10 protein-coding genes are annotated in these 15,195 nt (G+C 57.6%); 4 read left to right on the top strand and 6 right to left on the bottom strand.

What is annotated here, in order from left to right:
• The 3 genes from KQI65_04780 to KQI65_04770 all read right to left on the bottom strand — a co-directional run.
• Positions 1-2,012: hypothetical protein (locus tag KQI65_04780; GenBank protein MCB2204042.1), on the bottom strand; the 2,012-nt coding region annotated here is incomplete at its 3' end.
• A 17-nt stretch (positions 2,013-2,029) separates the two neighbouring features.
• Positions 2,030-3,682, bottom strand: coding sequence for a cytochrome c3 family protein (locus KQI65_04775; protein MCB2204041.1), 1,653 nt, complete (start codon positions 3,680-3,682; stop codon positions 2,030-2,032).
• 51 nt (positions 3,683-3,733) lie between these two features.
• Positions 3,734-4,741: a hypothetical protein gene (locus KQI65_04770; protein ID MCB2204040.1), complete on the bottom strand. Its 1,008-nt coding sequence runs from the start codon at positions 4,739-4,741 to the stop codon at positions 3,734-3,736.
• A gap of 214 nt (positions 4,742-4,955) precedes the next feature.
• On the opposite strand from KQI65_04770, the gene KQI65_04765 reads away from it, so the two are divergent.
• From KQI65_04765 to KQI65_04755, 3 genes are all read left to right on the top strand, one after another.
• Positions 4,956-6,299, top strand: coding sequence for an NAD(P)-binding domain-containing protein (locus KQI65_04765; protein ID MCB2204039.1), 1,344 nt, complete (start codon positions 4,956-4,958; stop codon positions 6,297-6,299).
• Positions 6,300-6,410: 111 nt separating this feature from the next.
• Positions 6,411-8,255, top strand: coding sequence for a mechanosensitive ion channel family protein (locus tag KQI65_04760; GenBank protein ID MCB2204038.1), 1,845 nt, complete (start codon positions 6,411-6,413; stop codon positions 8,253-8,255).
• Positions 8,256-8,294: 39 nt separating this feature from the next.
• Positions 8,295-9,527: a hypothetical protein gene (locus KQI65_04755; protein ID MCB2204037.1), complete on the top strand. Its 1,233-nt coding sequence runs from the start codon at positions 8,295-8,297 to the stop codon at positions 9,525-9,527.
• A gap of 101 nt (positions 9,528-9,628) precedes the next feature.
• Here the strand turns inward: KQI65_04755 and KQI65_04750 are convergent, their stop codons facing one another.
• Together KQI65_04750 and KQI65_04745 are read right to left on the bottom strand one after the other, a co-directional pair.
• Positions 9,629-12,724, bottom strand: coding sequence for a T9SS type A sorting domain-containing protein (locus KQI65_04750; protein ID MCB2204036.1), 3,096 nt, complete (start codon positions 12,722-12,724; stop codon positions 9,629-9,631).
• A gap of 193 nt (positions 12,725-12,917) precedes the next feature.
• Positions 12,918-13,127 carry a DUF3800 domain-containing protein gene (locus KQI65_04745; GenBank protein ID MCB2204035.1) on the bottom strand — a complete coding sequence of 70 codons (210 nt, stop codon included), beginning with the start codon at positions 13,125-13,127 and terminating at the stop codon, positions 12,918-12,920.
• Between the two features lie 191 nt (positions 13,128-13,318).
• Between KQI65_04745 and KQI65_04740 the strand changes: the two genes are divergently transcribed.
• Positions 13,319-14,203: a DUF72 domain-containing protein gene (locus tag KQI65_04740; protein MCB2204034.1), complete on the top strand. Its 885-nt coding sequence runs from the start codon at positions 13,319-13,321 to the stop codon at positions 14,201-14,203.
• 208 nt (positions 14,204-14,411) lie between these two features.
• Here KQI65_04740 and KQI65_04735 read toward each other — a convergent pair whose 3' ends face one another.
• The gene (locus KQI65_04735; GenBank protein MCB2204033.1) at positions 14,412-15,104 is read right to left on the bottom strand and encodes a hypothetical protein; all 693 of its coding nucleotides are present in this window, start codon (positions 15,102-15,104) and stop codon (positions 14,412-14,414) included.
• Positions 15,105-15,195: the final 91 nt, after the last annotated feature.

The following is a 15,195-nucleotide window of genomic DNA, read 5'->3' as shown; positions in this document are numbered from 1 at the left end:
TCGGTGTAGGTGATGTTGTAATCGCCGCCGATGTGACAGGATTCACAGGCCTGCGTCGCATGCGCACCGGTGAGCGGGAAATTCGTCTGCGCATGGTCGAAGGTGGACGGCACCCAGGACGTGGTCGAGTGGCAGGTCGTACACTCATGCGCAAACTGTGCGCTCACGTGATTCGGCTGCGTGGTTGCATTGTAATCCGTCTCATGACACTGCCAGCAGTCGGTGTAGGTGATGTTGTAATCGCCGCCGATGTGACAGGATTCACAGGCCTGCGATGCGTGTGCCCCGGTGAGCGGGAAGTTCGTCTGCGCATGATCGAAGGTCGACGGCACCCAGGCCGTAGTGTTGTGACATGTCGTACACTCATGCGCGAACTGCGCGCTCACGTGATTCGGCTGTGTGCTCGCGTTGTAATCCGTCTCATGACACTGCCAGCAGTCGACGTAGGTTATGTTGTAATCACCGTTGACGTGACAGGATACGCAGGGCTCGGCCGCATGCGCACCTTCGAGCGGAAAGGCCGTACGCGCATGATCGAAATCCGCGGGTTTCCAGGCATCCATGTTATGACATGTCGTGCATTCCCTGTCGAAACTGCCTGCGACATGGTCAGGATTCTTCGCATCGTTGAAATCCTTTTCATGACAGGCGAAGCATTCGACCGGCGTGCCGGCGAAAACGAGCCCGGCATGACATTCGACACAGTCTGTCGTGCGATGGGCACCGAGCAGCGGGAAGCGCGTTTTGTCGTGGTCGATGGAAATGGGCATGCGTTCAATTGGCTGCCAGGCTTCTGTATTGTGGCACTCTTCGCACTGGCGATCGAAACCGACCAGCGCGTGATCCGGCTGTGACGTACGATTGTAATCCTCATCATGACATCCCTGGCAGTCAAGCGGGAGTCCGCTGTACTGTCCCCCGACATGACAGGACTGACAGGCGGTGCGCACATGCGCCCCGGTGAGACGGAAATTGGTGAGGGAATGATCGAAGTCGGCCGGGCTCCATGCATTCACATTATGGCACACCATGCAATCCTGCGAAAACTGTCCGTCGACGTGGTTCGGGAAAGCCACTGCCCGGTAATCCTGCTCGTGACAGGACCAGCAGTCCGTAGGCAGTTTCCCAAAACCGCTTTCATGACAGGATGTACAGGGCGTCGCAGCGTGGGCTCCCTGCAGAGGAAAAGCGGTGAGATTGTGATCGAAGGTGGCGGGACTCCAGTGCACAGGCTCATGGCAGACGGTACAGTCCCTGTCATATCCCCCTGCCACATGATTCGGTTGCTGCACGGCGCGGTAATCGGCTTCATGACATCCGAAACAATCGCGCGGCGTGCCGGCATAACCAGACACATGGCAGTCGCTGCATTCGAGATTGACATGCGCGGCAGTCTGCATGAACGGGATGACTGGATGTTCGAACGCCCCCTTCCAGCCGCCATCCCCCATGTCATGGCACTGGGCACAGTCCCTGCTGAAATCTCCCGCGATATGATCCGGCTCCTTCGCCTGCTCGTAATCCTGCTGGTGACAGGCATAGCACTCAGTCGGCGTGTTGACGTACTCCCGTTCTTCCTGGTTGACGTGACACTGCTGACAGTCCGCCAGCGCATGCGCCCCGAGCAGCGGAAAACGCGTCAGTTGATGCCGTGACACATCTTCGTTCGGAGAGCGCCAGCCCGAAGGAGTGTGACAATCGCTGCAGCGTTCTCCGAACTCACCCCGGTGCTGATCTTCATGACAGGCGACACAGTCGGTTTTCAGCTGGCTGAACGCCGTTTCGGCGTGACAGCCGGCGCAGGAAGCCGATGCATGATTCCCGCGCAACGTATAACCGGTGAGCCTGTGATCGAATTCGATATCCTTCTTGAGCGTCTTCCAGTCCGCCGTCGTGTGACACTGCATGCAATCGAGTCCGAAGGTGCGATGCGCCTTCAATTCCTGCTGGGCGACGAGTCTGCCCGGAATCAACAGGACGAGAAGGATAATAACGTGTATGGCATTTTTCATAACTGCTCCGGGCGGCTTTACTTTTCTTCTCTCATGGGATGGCAGCTGCTGCAGCTGTGCTCCATCGGGCGATAACGTATCATGGCAACGCCGCCGGTGGTCTCGGTCTTGTGGCAGCGATCGCATTGCAGTGATTGATGGCGTCCCGTCAGCGGGAAGCGCGACATGGTGGCATGATCGAACAACAGCTTCGACCACCCGTATTCCTGGTGACAGCGGCTGCAGTCGACCTTCCCCTGCTCGTCGGCAAACTGTCCCGCATGCCGATCTTCGTGACAGGCGGCGCAGCTCATATCGGTGAAACGGAAACGGCGCGCAGCGCTCCCGCCATCGCTTTCGCGGACATGACATTTCTCACAGAGCAGGTCGCGGTGCTTGCCGCGCAGCGGAAACTTCGTGGACGAGTGATCAAACTCCATCACGAACCAGCTTTCGGTGTCGTGGCAGGATTCACATCCCTCCGATGAAACGCGCTGCGCAAACTGTCCATCATGCGGATCCTTATGGCAATCCTGGCAGCGAAGCGCCTCCCAGTGGAAGCGCAGCGTTGCCTTCCCGTCAATTGTTGTTTCCACATGACAGCGGATGCAGGGAATGGCCTCATGCGCACCGCGCAGCGGGAAGCGCGTTTTCGCGTGTTTTTCGGCTGGAAACAGCGCCGGGGAAAAACCTGCCACGGTATGACACCCGCTGCAGTCCCGGGCATCCTCCCTCCCTGCGAACTGTCCGAGGTGATAGTCTTCATGGCAGACATTGCAGTGGGAAAGATCCGCACCGGCGAATTTCCCGAAATCCCCACCCGTGTGACACTGCATGCATTGCACCGCGGCGTGTCGTCCTTCGAGGGGAAAATCCGTTTTGCTGTGATCGAAACTGCCTTCGGCAATGCGCAGCTGCTTCCAGCCGGCGGGACTATGGCACTGCGTGCAGTCCTTCCCGTACGCGCCCTTATGATGATCTTCATGGCAGGCAGTGCAGTTGCCGAATGCGATGCCGCGGAACTGCAGGTATTTGGTATCGCCGTTGCGCGACTTTCCGTCATCCTTTTCCGGATGGCATTTCCCGCATGCAACTGAGGAATGGCGTCCCTCAAGCGCAAAGCGCGCCCGCGCATGCGAAAAGGACACATCCTTCCAGTCCTTCTGTGAATGACAGCTCTCGCAGTTCTTGAGTTGTCCCCTGTGCTCGTCTTCATGGCAGTTCGCACAGTCCGTCGACAGTCCGAGATAGGTGCTGCGCATGATGCTCTTTCCCTTACTGCGAATGTCCTTCGCATGAATGTTTTCCGGGCGATGACATTTCCTGCAATCGAGTCCGTCATGCTTTCCTTCCAGCAGGAACCCCGTCTGCCGGTGATCGAATTTTTCCGGATTCCACCGCACCAGTTCGAACTTTCGTCCATGATGCTCCTTGTGGCATTTCGAGCACTCGAGCTTGCGCGTATAGAAATGATACCCCCGCTTCTCCCTGACGCGAACAGCGATTTCCTTATGGCAGTCGAGACAGTTCTCGCGGAAACTCTTCTCCCCGAAATTGTGGCATTTGGCACAGTTGTTCACTCCCTCGAGCTTGCTGTGCGCGTTGGAAAGCTTCCCCGGCGACGCAAGCTGTGCATGCGTCTGCAGCAGGGGGAAAAAGAAAACGACACAAATAAGGTAGAAACGGTGCATCGCACTCCGCTGTGGTTGAAGACGCGGTGGTGGCCGGAAAAGCAGACGAGTTCAGAAAATCCAGGTATAGCCGAGGGAGACAGTTAACACGATGTGGACGATAAGGATCAGGAACATGATGATGGAAAATGGCAGGTGGATGACATGCCAGTACTGGAACAGGGCGCGTGCCGTGTCAAAAAAGGCGATTTTCCGCACCAGCAGCGCCTTGTTTTTTGCCGCCAGCAGCACGGCGTCGATCTGCTCTGAAGGAATTTCCTCGGCGAGCAGTGCCGACCGCATGCTGCGCAGTCGTCCCCTGCGCATCAGGTCGTCGCGCAGCAGGCTGACGATGGTTCTGAACACCGGCGTCTCAGGCGAAACACTGCCGAGCGTACTCACATTGTCAATCGCCATGATCGCCGCGGGTGAAAGGTGGAAACGGGTGCGCAGCCGCATGGTCTGCACTTCGTTTTCCCGCGCCAGTTCATCGAGCGACAGCGCATCGCCATCAGTGGTCTTCGGAATCTGTGTATAGATGTAGCGTCCGAAAATACCGCTGAGTGCGACGAAGATCATGCTCCAGAGACTGACCGAGACGATTCCCCCGAACTTGAAGGTGGAATGAAACACGACGAGTGTGGGACCAAGCAGGCAGAGGAAGATGTGGAATTCGAGGAAATGCTTGATTTTCCCTGCGAAGCGGAAACGCTTGACGCGTTTGCGCGTCGAGTAAATCGCGACACCGGAGATCATCATCAGAGAACCGACGATACCGAGTCCATGTCCGAAAAGCCCCGTCGCACCCCAGTTCGCCCAGTAGGCGGACTCCTGGCGCAGTTCCTCCTGCCGTTCGCGCAGTTTCTCTTCGGTCATGTCCATGCTGCCGAGTCCTTCCCCCATCAGCTCAAGTTCGACATCAATGTCGGATATGCGCGCTTCGTAATCAGCGAGGATATTCCCCCGCTCTTCCGGAGTCGTTGAATAGTAACGGAAGCCCTCATATCCCACGATCAACGCGGTTCCTACACCGAGAACAACAAGGGTCCATACGTAAAGTCGATGTACAGCTGGCGACATACGGCAATGGGGAGCTGGGTGGAGATGACGCGGATTACTCCATCACGCGCTTCTATGCGTGAAGCAGTGTATTCGCCATAATGTAAAGGATTTAGCGTAATTCCCGCAACACTCGTTCAGACTTGCCCTGTGCCCGCTACACGCGTATTTTTTACGGAATCGATCCACACACGCCCCGGTATGTAAAAGCCACCACAAGTTACGGCATTGCTCCATGGAAGGTTTTCTGATATTTCTGATTTTCGTTGTCCTTGTTTTCGTGACCACCATCCCCTACATGCGGCGGGTGCGCCGGCGTGAGCGTGATGCGCGTGAGGCGGCGGAGCGCGGGAAGCTGCATTCAGGGGGACCCCAGGCACAGCATCCTCACATCGACATTTCGAAATGCATCGGCTGCGGCACCTGTGCCGACGCCTGTCCTGAAGGGGACGTGCTTGGCATCATTGCCGGGAAGGCCGCGATCATCAATGGACACAAGTGCATCGGACACAGTCTCTGTGCGGAGGCGTGTCCCGTCGGCGCCATCGAGATCGTGATGGCCAATCCTGGCATCAGCGCTGACATGCCACAGCTCACCGGGGAGTACGAAACCAACGTTCCCGGCATGTTCATTGTCGGGGAGCTGGGCGGACTCGCCCTGATCAAGAATGCGGTCAACCAGGGACGCGACGTGGTCGATATTATCGCGCAGCGCTGTGCCGACAGTGAGACGCCCGAGGATGTGCAGGATGTCTGCATTGTCGGTGCGGGTCCGGGCGGCATCAGCGCTTCGCTGCGCTGCATTGAGAAAAACCTGCAGTATGTGACGCTGGAACAGGATGTGCTGGGAGGCACGGTCGCCAAGTATCCGCGGCAGAAGCTCGTGATGACGTCACCGGTGGAATTTCCGATGCACGGGAAATTCAAGTCGCTTGAAATCAGCAAGGAAAGCCTTCTGGAATTCTGGAACTCCGTGTTCGAGAAATCCGGTCTCGCCGTGCGCGAAAAGGAAAAAGTGGAAACAATCACACGGGGAGATGACGGCGTGTTCACCGTACAGACAGCCGATGGCAGCTATCGGGCGCGGCATGTGGTGCTCGCTCTCGGTCGCCGTGGTACGCCCCGCAAGTTGGGCGTACCGGGCGAGGAACTGCCGAAAGTCATGTACAGTCTCATCGAAGCGGATGCTTACACCAACAAGCACATCCTTGTCGTGGGCGGTGGCGATTCGGCCGTGGAGGCAGCGATGGGACTCGCACATCAGAAGGGAAATCACGTCACAATTTCCTACCGCAAGCCGGAGTTCTCGCGTATAAAGGAGCGCAACGCGCAGCGCGTGCAGGAATGCATCGACGCACGCATGCTCGATGTGCTCTACAGTTCCAATCCCATCGAAATCCGTGAAGACAGCGTGCTCATCGAAATAGACGGCGAGCAGCGCGAACTGAAGAATGATTTCGTGTGGGTATTCGCGGGTGGCATTCCTCCCAACGCCTTCCTCGAAAAAGCCGGCGTCGTACTCGGTCCCCGTGACCTCACGCGTGAAGCCTCCGACGAAGCCAGGTCAGCAGCGGCATAAGCGAAATTCGCAGCTCCGAAAACGCCCGCATCTGTCATTGCTGGACGTAATCCCGTATATTCCCCAGACCGTGAGCCGCGGTCCAAGATGTCGTACAAATGTGATTTTTCCATGCTACGTTTCGCCGGAAGCGTCCTTTCCCGTATCCACATCCCCCGTATCCGCCATTTCCATCCCGGACGTTCCGTCCCCGTGATTGCCATACTGCTCTTCCTTCTCCTCCTGCCGCAGGCGGGACGCGCGCAGGAACCCGATCTCACTTCCCCACGTGAGTCGTTCCGCACCTTTCTCGTCAACATGGTCGTCTACAGCAGTGACACCACCGAGTCGGTGAAGGAACACGCATTGCGCAACGCCGTGCGCACGCTGGATCTGTCGGACGTTCCTGTTTCACTGCGTGAAGAACAGGGTGTCAGGATTGCACGGGATTTGAAGAACTTCCTCGACCGCTTCGAGCTGGTGGACGTTGACGAGCTGCCGGAGCATTTCGATGGACCTGTGTATGTCTGGCGCAAACCGGCGGCAAACACGGAAATCGCGCTGGCGCGGGATGAGGACAGCCTCTGGCTGTTTTCGCGGAAGACCGTGGCGTCGCTTCCCGCCCTGCTGGATCTCGTCCGTGACCACGATGTTGTGGAAGGCGTCGAACAGACGGTGCGGCCGGATAACCTGGCGGACTGGCTGCGGCTGCGTATGCCGGAGTCGCTGCTGCAGAAAGCCGTGTACTTCGAGAACTGGCAGTGGATCGCACTGGTCATCATCATCCTGCTTGGCATCCTGGTCGAGCGCATCGTGATTTCATTCCTCAGCAAATGGATCATCCGCTTCGTGCAGCAGAGCAAGGCGCGGACCGAGTTCAAACTCAACACGCAGCTGATCAAACCCCTGGGCATTTTCTGCATGGCGCTGCTGTGGTCCCTCCTCCTGCCGAGTCTGGACCTGGCGCTGCAGGCGGAGACCGTGCTGTACTTCGCCACGCAGTTCGTCATCGCCGCGAGCGGTGTGTGGGCCGCATACCGCATGGTTGACCTGGCCGCAAGCTACTTCGAGGTACTGGCAGCGAGGACGGAATCGAAATTCGATGACCTGCTGGTGCCGATGATACGCCGCGCGCTGAAAATCATCGTCATCGCCTTCGGTCTGCTGTTCATTGCCGACAACCTGAACATCGACATTACCAGTCTGCTTGCGGGACTCGGTATTGGTGGTGTTGCCTTCGCTCTGGCAGCGAAGGACACGGTGGAGAATCTCTTCGGTTCACTCACCGTGATGTTCGACAAACCTTTTGAAATTGGAGACTGGATAAGGATCGGTGATGTGGACGGCACGGTCGAAGAGGTCGGTTTCCGGTCCTCACGCATCCGCACCTTTTACAATTCCCAGATCACCATGCCCAACTCGCGGCTCGTCAGTGCAGCCGTCGACAACATGGGCAGGCGCCGCTATCGCAGGCTCTCCGCCACGCTCGGTGTGCAGTACGACACGCCACCAGAGAAAATCGAAGCTTTCTGCGAAGGCATCCGCGAGATCATCCGTCAGCATCCCTACACGCGGAAAGATTTCTACATGGCATACTTCAACGAGTTCGCCGATTTCTCGCTGAACATCCTGCTGTATGTGTTCCATGAGACGCCCGACTGGGCGACGGAATTGCGTGAGCGGCATCGCCTGCTGCTGGACATTGTGCGCCTTGCGAAGCGACTGGGCGTGGAGTTTGCCTTCCCGACACAGACACTGCACATGTCGAGCATGCCGCAGCCCGTGCATTACACCACGGATCCCGTGCCCGAAAAGCCAGAGGTGAAGGCGATCAACGACGCCATCACGTTCGGACGCAGCGAGGCCGAAGCACTGTTGCGCGAGCAATGGCAGGGCGGCATCCAGCCCCCGGTCAGCTTCGACGATCCCACGAGTATGAAACCCGGAAACGGTCCTCCACAGGACGTGACAACGTAACCATCTGCCGTCCCCACAAAGGGACGAGGAGTGAAGCCCATGCGTTACACCAGTTCGATCAAACAGCTGCAGCAGGACAGGCGCTATGCAGCCGCAACCCGGCTGCTCGAAACACTTCTGCACAAGCAGGAGCCCGAGTATAACCTTCTCACCGAGCTCTACGGCATTCACCAGGCACCGGTGCTGCATGGCATTTTCTCACGTTTCCTTGAAGAGCACGGTGATGACCTCGGCGTGCCCCGCGCACATCAGCCGCATGCCTCGTATGAAATCTCTGACGCGCGCAGTCACGTTGAACAGTCGGCGGACTTCCAGGCCATACAGTCGAAAATCCTATTCAGTGAGCTTCCGGGCATCGAAGACTTCGAGCCGCAATACGGGAAATACGCCGGCGAAGTCCGGGAAGTCCTTCGCATGTTCCTCGACCATCATCTCGTGCGGAAATGCGGCCTCACCTCGGCAGCACACCTGAACCGCGTGGGCGCCGTGGTCGAGAAAATCGGTATGGATGAGCCGGGCGAAAAAATGTACGCCGCCATCGGCTTCATGCATGATGCGCTCGAGGATCTGCTCGATGTCGTGCGTGACGACCATGAGAACCTGTACACCGTCAACGACTATCAATCTTTTCTCTCCCGCTTCACCTCTCCCGAACTGCACACGCATATCAAACTCGTCACCAACTTCTACGACCTCATCCTCTCGGAAATCCGCGACGTCCTTCGCCAGAAAGACCGCTATCCGGGCAAGGAAAACCTGCTGCGCGCCATGGAAGACATGTACACCCATGACAGGCTGGAAATCCACCCCTACCTCGAGAAAATGCATTATGCTATTGAAGACGCCGACCTGGGAGAGGATGCCTACGGCGCGGCGAAATGGATATGCTACAGCGAACTGTACATCCGGGAGATGGCCATTTACACGCATTCACGCGGCGACTACCGCACCTTTGAAATCAAGGCCATCGATCTGTCGGATAACGGACACGGCAGGGACGCCCTCGCGCTCAATTCCCGCATCAAGAACCTTATCAAGCAGCAGATTTATGCCACCTACGGATCGCAGCTGAACTCGACCTGGCATGGCGTCAACAATCGTGTTGCTGAACTGCAGGAAGATGCGCTCGTGCACGCCAAGCACATCATCATCCGTGATTTCCTTCAGCAGCAGTCCTATCTCGACTTCGCGGTGTCCACGCTGCTGAAACTGCTTTCCCTGAAATCCATTCTCTTCGTCAAACCTCCGCGGCACGACGCATATCACGTCTGACCCTGCCGCAACGCAGGTTCCCAACCTCCATCAACGCTGATTTGTGCATCAGCGCGGGATGAGACCTTAGCGCCGGATCAGACCTTGCACGGGATGAGACCTTAGCGCCGGATAATCCGTCGCGTCATCATGTGCGTTCCTGCCTGCACGCGCAGGAGGTACATCCCGGCCGGTACGGAAGACAAATCCACATGCTGCACGCTTCCGGGCTGTGCGCGGTCGCTTGCGAAATGCGCGACCTGCTGTCCCAGCAGGTTCACAACCGTGATGCGCAGTGCCGAGGGAGCAGGCATGTCGACGCGCACCTGCAGCAATCCCTTATTCGGATCGGGCCAGGCAGCAACGGCAAAGCCATCGGGCAGCGACTCGACACCGGTGCTGAGCTGCACATCGATTGGATCCGATTCCCTGCTGCAGCCATTGGCATTGGTGACAACCACGGTATACACGCCCGACGTCGCGACGCCGAGATTGCGTTCCGTGCCGTCCTTCACCGCGATTCCATTGTAGTACCACTGATACGATTCCGCCAGCGAGCAGCTGAGCAGATTATTCAAGCGCGTGATCACGGGCTTGTCCGGAAGCGGAAGCACGGTGACGACGACGTCCTCGGAGAATCCCTGGCAGCCATCCTGCGTGAACACCTCAACATTGTACGTCCCTGCATCCCGCACGACGAGAATGCGATGCGTCTCGCCCGTATTCCAGCGATAGCTGGTGAAACCGGCGGGCACTTCGAGACGCACACTGTCTCCCTCGCAGAAACGCAAATCGCCGTGAACGATCACATCCGGCTGCACTTCGGGACGGAAATAGAGTTCGGTGCTGTCGCTGCGCAGCAGGCAGCCTCCGGCATCCAGCACATCCACCCAGAACACGCCGCTGGTATCGACGGTGATGTTCTGTGTCGTTTCCCCGGTACTCCACATGTACTGCACATATCCCGCCGGTGCCTCGATTGTCAGATCCTCGCCGTAGCAGAAGGCATAGGTGCCCGAGGGATTGATGGAAGGGCGCCGGGTGTAGCCGATATTGATGACGTCGGGCAGGGAAAGGCAGCCATTGTCGCCGGTGACGCGCAGCCAGTAGCTGCCGGTATCCGTCACCGCGATGCGGCGCGTATCGGCTCCGGTCGACCATTCATACGCGGCAAAATCCGCCCCGCCATCCAACCAGAGCGTGTCCCCTGGACAGATGGTCAGGGGTCCTACCGCGGTAATGTCGGCCACGGGACTCTGTGCCGTGACAACGATCACAGTGTCGGATTGCGCGGTACAGCCCGCGGCATTGGTGACCATGACCGAATACATGCCGGGCTGCGTGACTTCGAGCTGCTGTCCGGTTCTGCCGTTGGACCAGCGGTACTGTGCGAATCCCGCAGCCGCGGTGAGTGTCGTACTTCCGCCCGAGCACAGCAGCGCTGTATCGGCAGGTTGAATCGTCACGACCGGGTCATCGAGGACGACATACAGCGTATCCGAAATGCCCGTGCAGCCGTTCGCATCCACCACCTCGACAGTGTACATCCCCGCATCCGTCACGGTAATCGAGGATGTGGTGTCGCCGGTGGACCAGTTGTAACTGACATACGGCTGCTTGGTTGTCACATTCAGTGAGCGGCCCGCACAGAGCGAGAACAATCCTTCATTGCTCAACTCCGGATCCGCACCGGGATACACCTCCACGTGGAAGAGCGATGAGAGTGCCGTCCTTCCCGCATGATCCATGACCGTGACGGCATAATTCCCGCTGTCGCTGGCCACGATACTGCGCGTGGTGTCGCCTGTTGTCCACACATAGGAGTCATATTCCTCGACTGTGCGAAGGATGACCGAGTCGCCCGGACAGAAGGACGTGGCGCCGAGGGCTTCGATTTCCGGGTCCGGCGGCACGGCGATATTGACCGTACCCTGATGGAAGACCGGGCGTACGCAGCCCTTGCGCATGACAGACCTGATCGGATCGATGGTGATGCTGATCGAATCCGCCCGCTCCTTCACATAAAACTCGAGATTGAAAAACGGTCCGCCCAGCCCCGTCTGCACCGCCTGCCGCGTCCCGATGAGGTAGTTGCCGGCATAGGGAATGATATCGACACCCGTGCCATTGAGGGGCGAGAGCGACGGAATGGAAACCGACATCAGCTGCAGCACATGTTCCGGGAAGGAAATAATGATATCCGATGGATGCAGCACCCCGGGCTGCAGCATCAGATAGGTAACATGCACGGTCAACTGTTGTCCCTCGAATCCTTCCGACACCCCCGGGAAGAGATCAATAATCTGTGTCTGCGTGGGCAGCTGCGGCTTGTTGAATTTCAGCGTTTTCGAATCCGTTCCGCTGCACACCCCACTAACATCCACCCGCAGCTCGTGTTCGGCTCCGTCGGGACAGTCGGACGTGTACGTCATGCGGCATTCGCGGAATTCATCGGAGATGAACTCGAACACCTCGCGGAACGCCTTCGAAATATTGAGCGTGTCGAGTACGGGGAAATACGCCCCGCCGGTGGAATCCGCAATACGCTGCAGCGACGCGGCGTCCACCGCCGAACTCATTCCCACCGTAATCACGTGCACATCGCTGGCGCGCGCATGTGCAATCACATCCGCTTCCGTGTATGAGCTTTGCATATCCTGACCCACCGCCGCCAGCACGACAGCGCGGCAGCCATTGACACCGGCGCTGGCCGTATGCGTGATACCCGAATACGCGCCGTCGAAAAGCAGGCGGTCGCCGACCGGGAAGAGCGCGAGCAGCGCAGAGCGCAGCGGCGCCTTCTGCGTGGTCATTCCCTGCTGCAGCGATACCGCGGAATTGAAATACATGATCGCCGCTTCATCCACCGCTCCATCCATTTTATCCACGAAGGCATTTCCCGCCTTCACCACACCCGCATGCCATTTCCCCACCATGTCCGCACTCGCATCGAGGACCAAGGTCACCGACGGCGGGCAGTGCACGGTGGTATCGGGACAGTACATCGAGGAAAGCGCCACCGGAATGCCGTCCTCAAACAGCGCGAGATTCCCGCTGCCGTGCGAGAAATCCAGCAATCCCCCGCAGCGGATGTCATAATGCACCGTGAGATCCGGCCACTGCATTTCAGCACGTTTGAGATTGAGCACCGGCTGCGCGGCGGCAGTGGCGGTGAATATCAGCAGGAGGAGAACGGAATGCAGCGGTGACATGCGCATGACAAAACCTGTATCGGCATGAATGGAAGTGGTAGTAGTTGCCGCAGGCGATACGGCAAAAGCGATATGGATTCAACACGTACCCCAAATCTGCCACAAAATGCCATCGGAAGCAACCACGGGCCTCAGTCCTCTCCCTCGAATATCTCTGGGCTCAATTCCCCTATCTCGCCCTGCCGACCTGCAATGCGATTCATTTCATTATTCTCCGGGATTGACAGGCGATACATGGGCACGGGAAGTTGTCTCGATGTTGCTGCTGGTCAATCTCTGCAGCTAGCGCATTCAGTTGTTCTGTGACCCAATGAATCTGGCTTTCATGCAGACAAACTCCACCGAGGACGAAATAGTCTTCATTCCGGTTCGGAATTGAACCGGAATCATCGAGATACAACACATACATTGGCGCCTCCCATTCTCCCTATAAGTAAAATGCGGCCGTGTGGCAAGCGCCATCGGACCGACTGGGCCCTCACAACCGCATGACAAATATATCATGAGGAATCTCAGCTGTCAAGGGGAAATCACTGCTCAAGCGTCTTTCCATTTTTCTCTTGACAATGGAATCTGTGGAATGTATAATTGGTTAGACATTTGACTAACTATCGTGTTCCGATGTACCAGGAAAGCCTTTTCGCCGAAAAAGAAACCCGCATTCTGCCCCCTCGCAGCCTCTGGAAGCTGCGTCAGAAGGGCATATTTCTCGGAACCAGCGGGTATTCGTACGAGGACTGGGTGGGGCCGTTTTACCACTGGGGCACGAAAAAACCGCGCATGCTCGAGTATTACCAGCATTTCTTCCCCGCAACCGAGCTGAATTACACGTATTACAGCATGCCGCGTCCCAGCACCCTCTTCCAGATCCGCAACAAGGCGCCGCACATGATGTTCAGCGTCAAGGCGCATCAGAGCATCACGCATCAGCGCCGCGTGCTGCAGCAGAACTGGCAGGATTTCGCCGACGCCATGATGGTGCTCGCCGACGCCGGACAGCTCGCCTGCCTGCTCTTCCAGTTCCCCTACAGCTTCAAGTGCACGAACGACAACTTCGCCTACCTCGACGAGTTGACTGAATACTTCAACACCTTTCGCATAGTACTTGAACTGCGGCACGCAAGCTGGCACCACGAAACAACTTACGAATACTCCCGAAAGCGCGGCATCACCCTCTGTTCCGTCGATGCCCCCCGTCTTCCCGGACTGACCAGCAACGTGATTTACCCGGGAAAAGACCTGGCATACTACCGCCTGCACGGCCGCAACGCGCCGAACTGGTTCGACGGCGACAACATCACCCGCTACGACTACAGCTACGCCCAGCGCGAGCTGGAAGAAATCGTCAGAAACATCATATCACTGATAAAGGCCTCCCAGCATGTTTTTCTCTTTGCCAACAATCATCCACGCGCTCAGGCAGTGGAAACCGTCACCAAAATCGCCACGGCATTGGATGCAAGTCCTGCGCTGGCGGCACTTTAACCGCACCCGCATGCTCCGCCTCAAGGGCGCATTGTAGGGAATACGAGTTCGATGGCGAGAGCGCCTGTCGCGGCGTAGTTGAGCGAAGCGAAACGAAGCCGGAAGTGCCCTCTCGATTTCGCTCTCGATTTCGCTCTCGATTTCGCTCTCGATTTCGCTCTCGATTTCGCCCTCCCTCTCGATTTCGCCCTCGCTCTCCCTCTCGTACTTACCTGTGTGCGTGTCGGCGGGGACGTGCGTCGTGGACGATCATGTCACCCAGGAGATATCCACTTTCCTGTGCGGTGTAGATGACAGCGTCCTGCACTTCCTCGTCTTCCATAGCCAGAAGCTGGACACCGCTGACGACGCTTTCGACGGACATCACAGTGGGATGCCAGATGCCGGAGCCGTGGAAGCGGAGCGGGACGGACTGCGTGAGATCCTCTTCCCAGACCAGCGCGCTGTCGTAGGCGCTGTACATTTCCTCGGTCACTTTGACGTTGAGGAAGACGCCGTCGGCGTTTGAGTGGAGGCTGAGACGGCGAAGCCGCGTGGTGAGTACGAAATCGGCGAGTCCTGATGCGGGATCAACGGGTTCGACGCCAAGACGGTCGATGAGGCTGCGTTCTATTCCCTCCGACAGTGTGGATGCCACTCCGTGCGGATCCACGGTTGCATCGAAACTTTCGTCCGCTGCAATCGTGCCGAAAATGGAGAGAAGCGCGGCGACGATGCCGGTCCACGGTGTATCGGGATCGGGGTCATCAATCCACATCGAACTCGAAAGCTCATCAACCTCCGAACGATAGAGGAAGGCGATGCGCTTGCCGTCGATGGGATACTCACGCAGTTTCGATGTCGATGAGCAGGCGGTGAGGACGATGACAATGAGGATGGAAAAAGTAACGCTGGTTTTCATGGTTTCTCCTGATCGATAGGCTGCAAGCTCACATGGCACATGAATGCAAATGCAATGCCAGATTGCAATCCCGCAATAGCTCCTGAATAAT

It is taken from the genome of bacterium, assembly GCA_020444325.1.
Classification (GTDB): Bacteria; Bacteroidota; Ignavibacteria; order SZUA-365; family SZUA-365; genus BM516.
This window is presented reverse-complemented; position numbering and strand designations above follow the sequence as displayed.

Excerpts from the sequence above, each read along its gene's own strand:
- KQI65_04760 (MCB2204038.1), top strand. The coding sequence starts at position 6,411 with ATGCTACGTTTCGCCGGAAGCGTCCTTTCCCGTATCCACATCCCCCGT.
- KQI65_04735 (MCB2204033.1), bottom strand. The coding sequence starts at position 15,104 with ATGAAAACCAGCGTTACTTTTTCCATCCTCATTGTCATCGTCCTCACC.
- KQI65_04755 (MCB2204037.1), top strand. The coding sequence starts at position 8,295 with ATGCGTTACACCAGTTCGATCAAACAGCTGCAGCAGGACAGGCGCTAT.
- KQI65_04745 (MCB2204035.1), bottom strand. The coding sequence starts at position 13,127 with ATGTATGTGTTGTATCTCGATGATTCCGGTTCAATTCCGAACCGGAAT.
- KQI65_04765 (MCB2204039.1), top strand. The coding sequence starts at position 4,956 with ATGGAAGGTTTTCTGATATTTCTGATTTTCGTTGTCCTTGTTTTCGTG.
- KQI65_04775 (MCB2204041.1), bottom strand. The coding sequence starts at position 3,682 with ATGCACCGTTTCTACCTTATTTGTGTCGTTTTCTTTTTCCCCCTGCTG.
- KQI65_04770 (MCB2204040.1), bottom strand. The coding sequence starts at position 4,741 with ATGTCGCCAGCTGTACATCGACTTTACGTATGGACCCTTGTTGTTCTC.
- KQI65_04750 (MCB2204036.1), bottom strand. The coding sequence starts at position 12,724 with ATGCGCATGTCACCGCTGCATTCCGTTCTCCTCCTGCTGATATTCACC.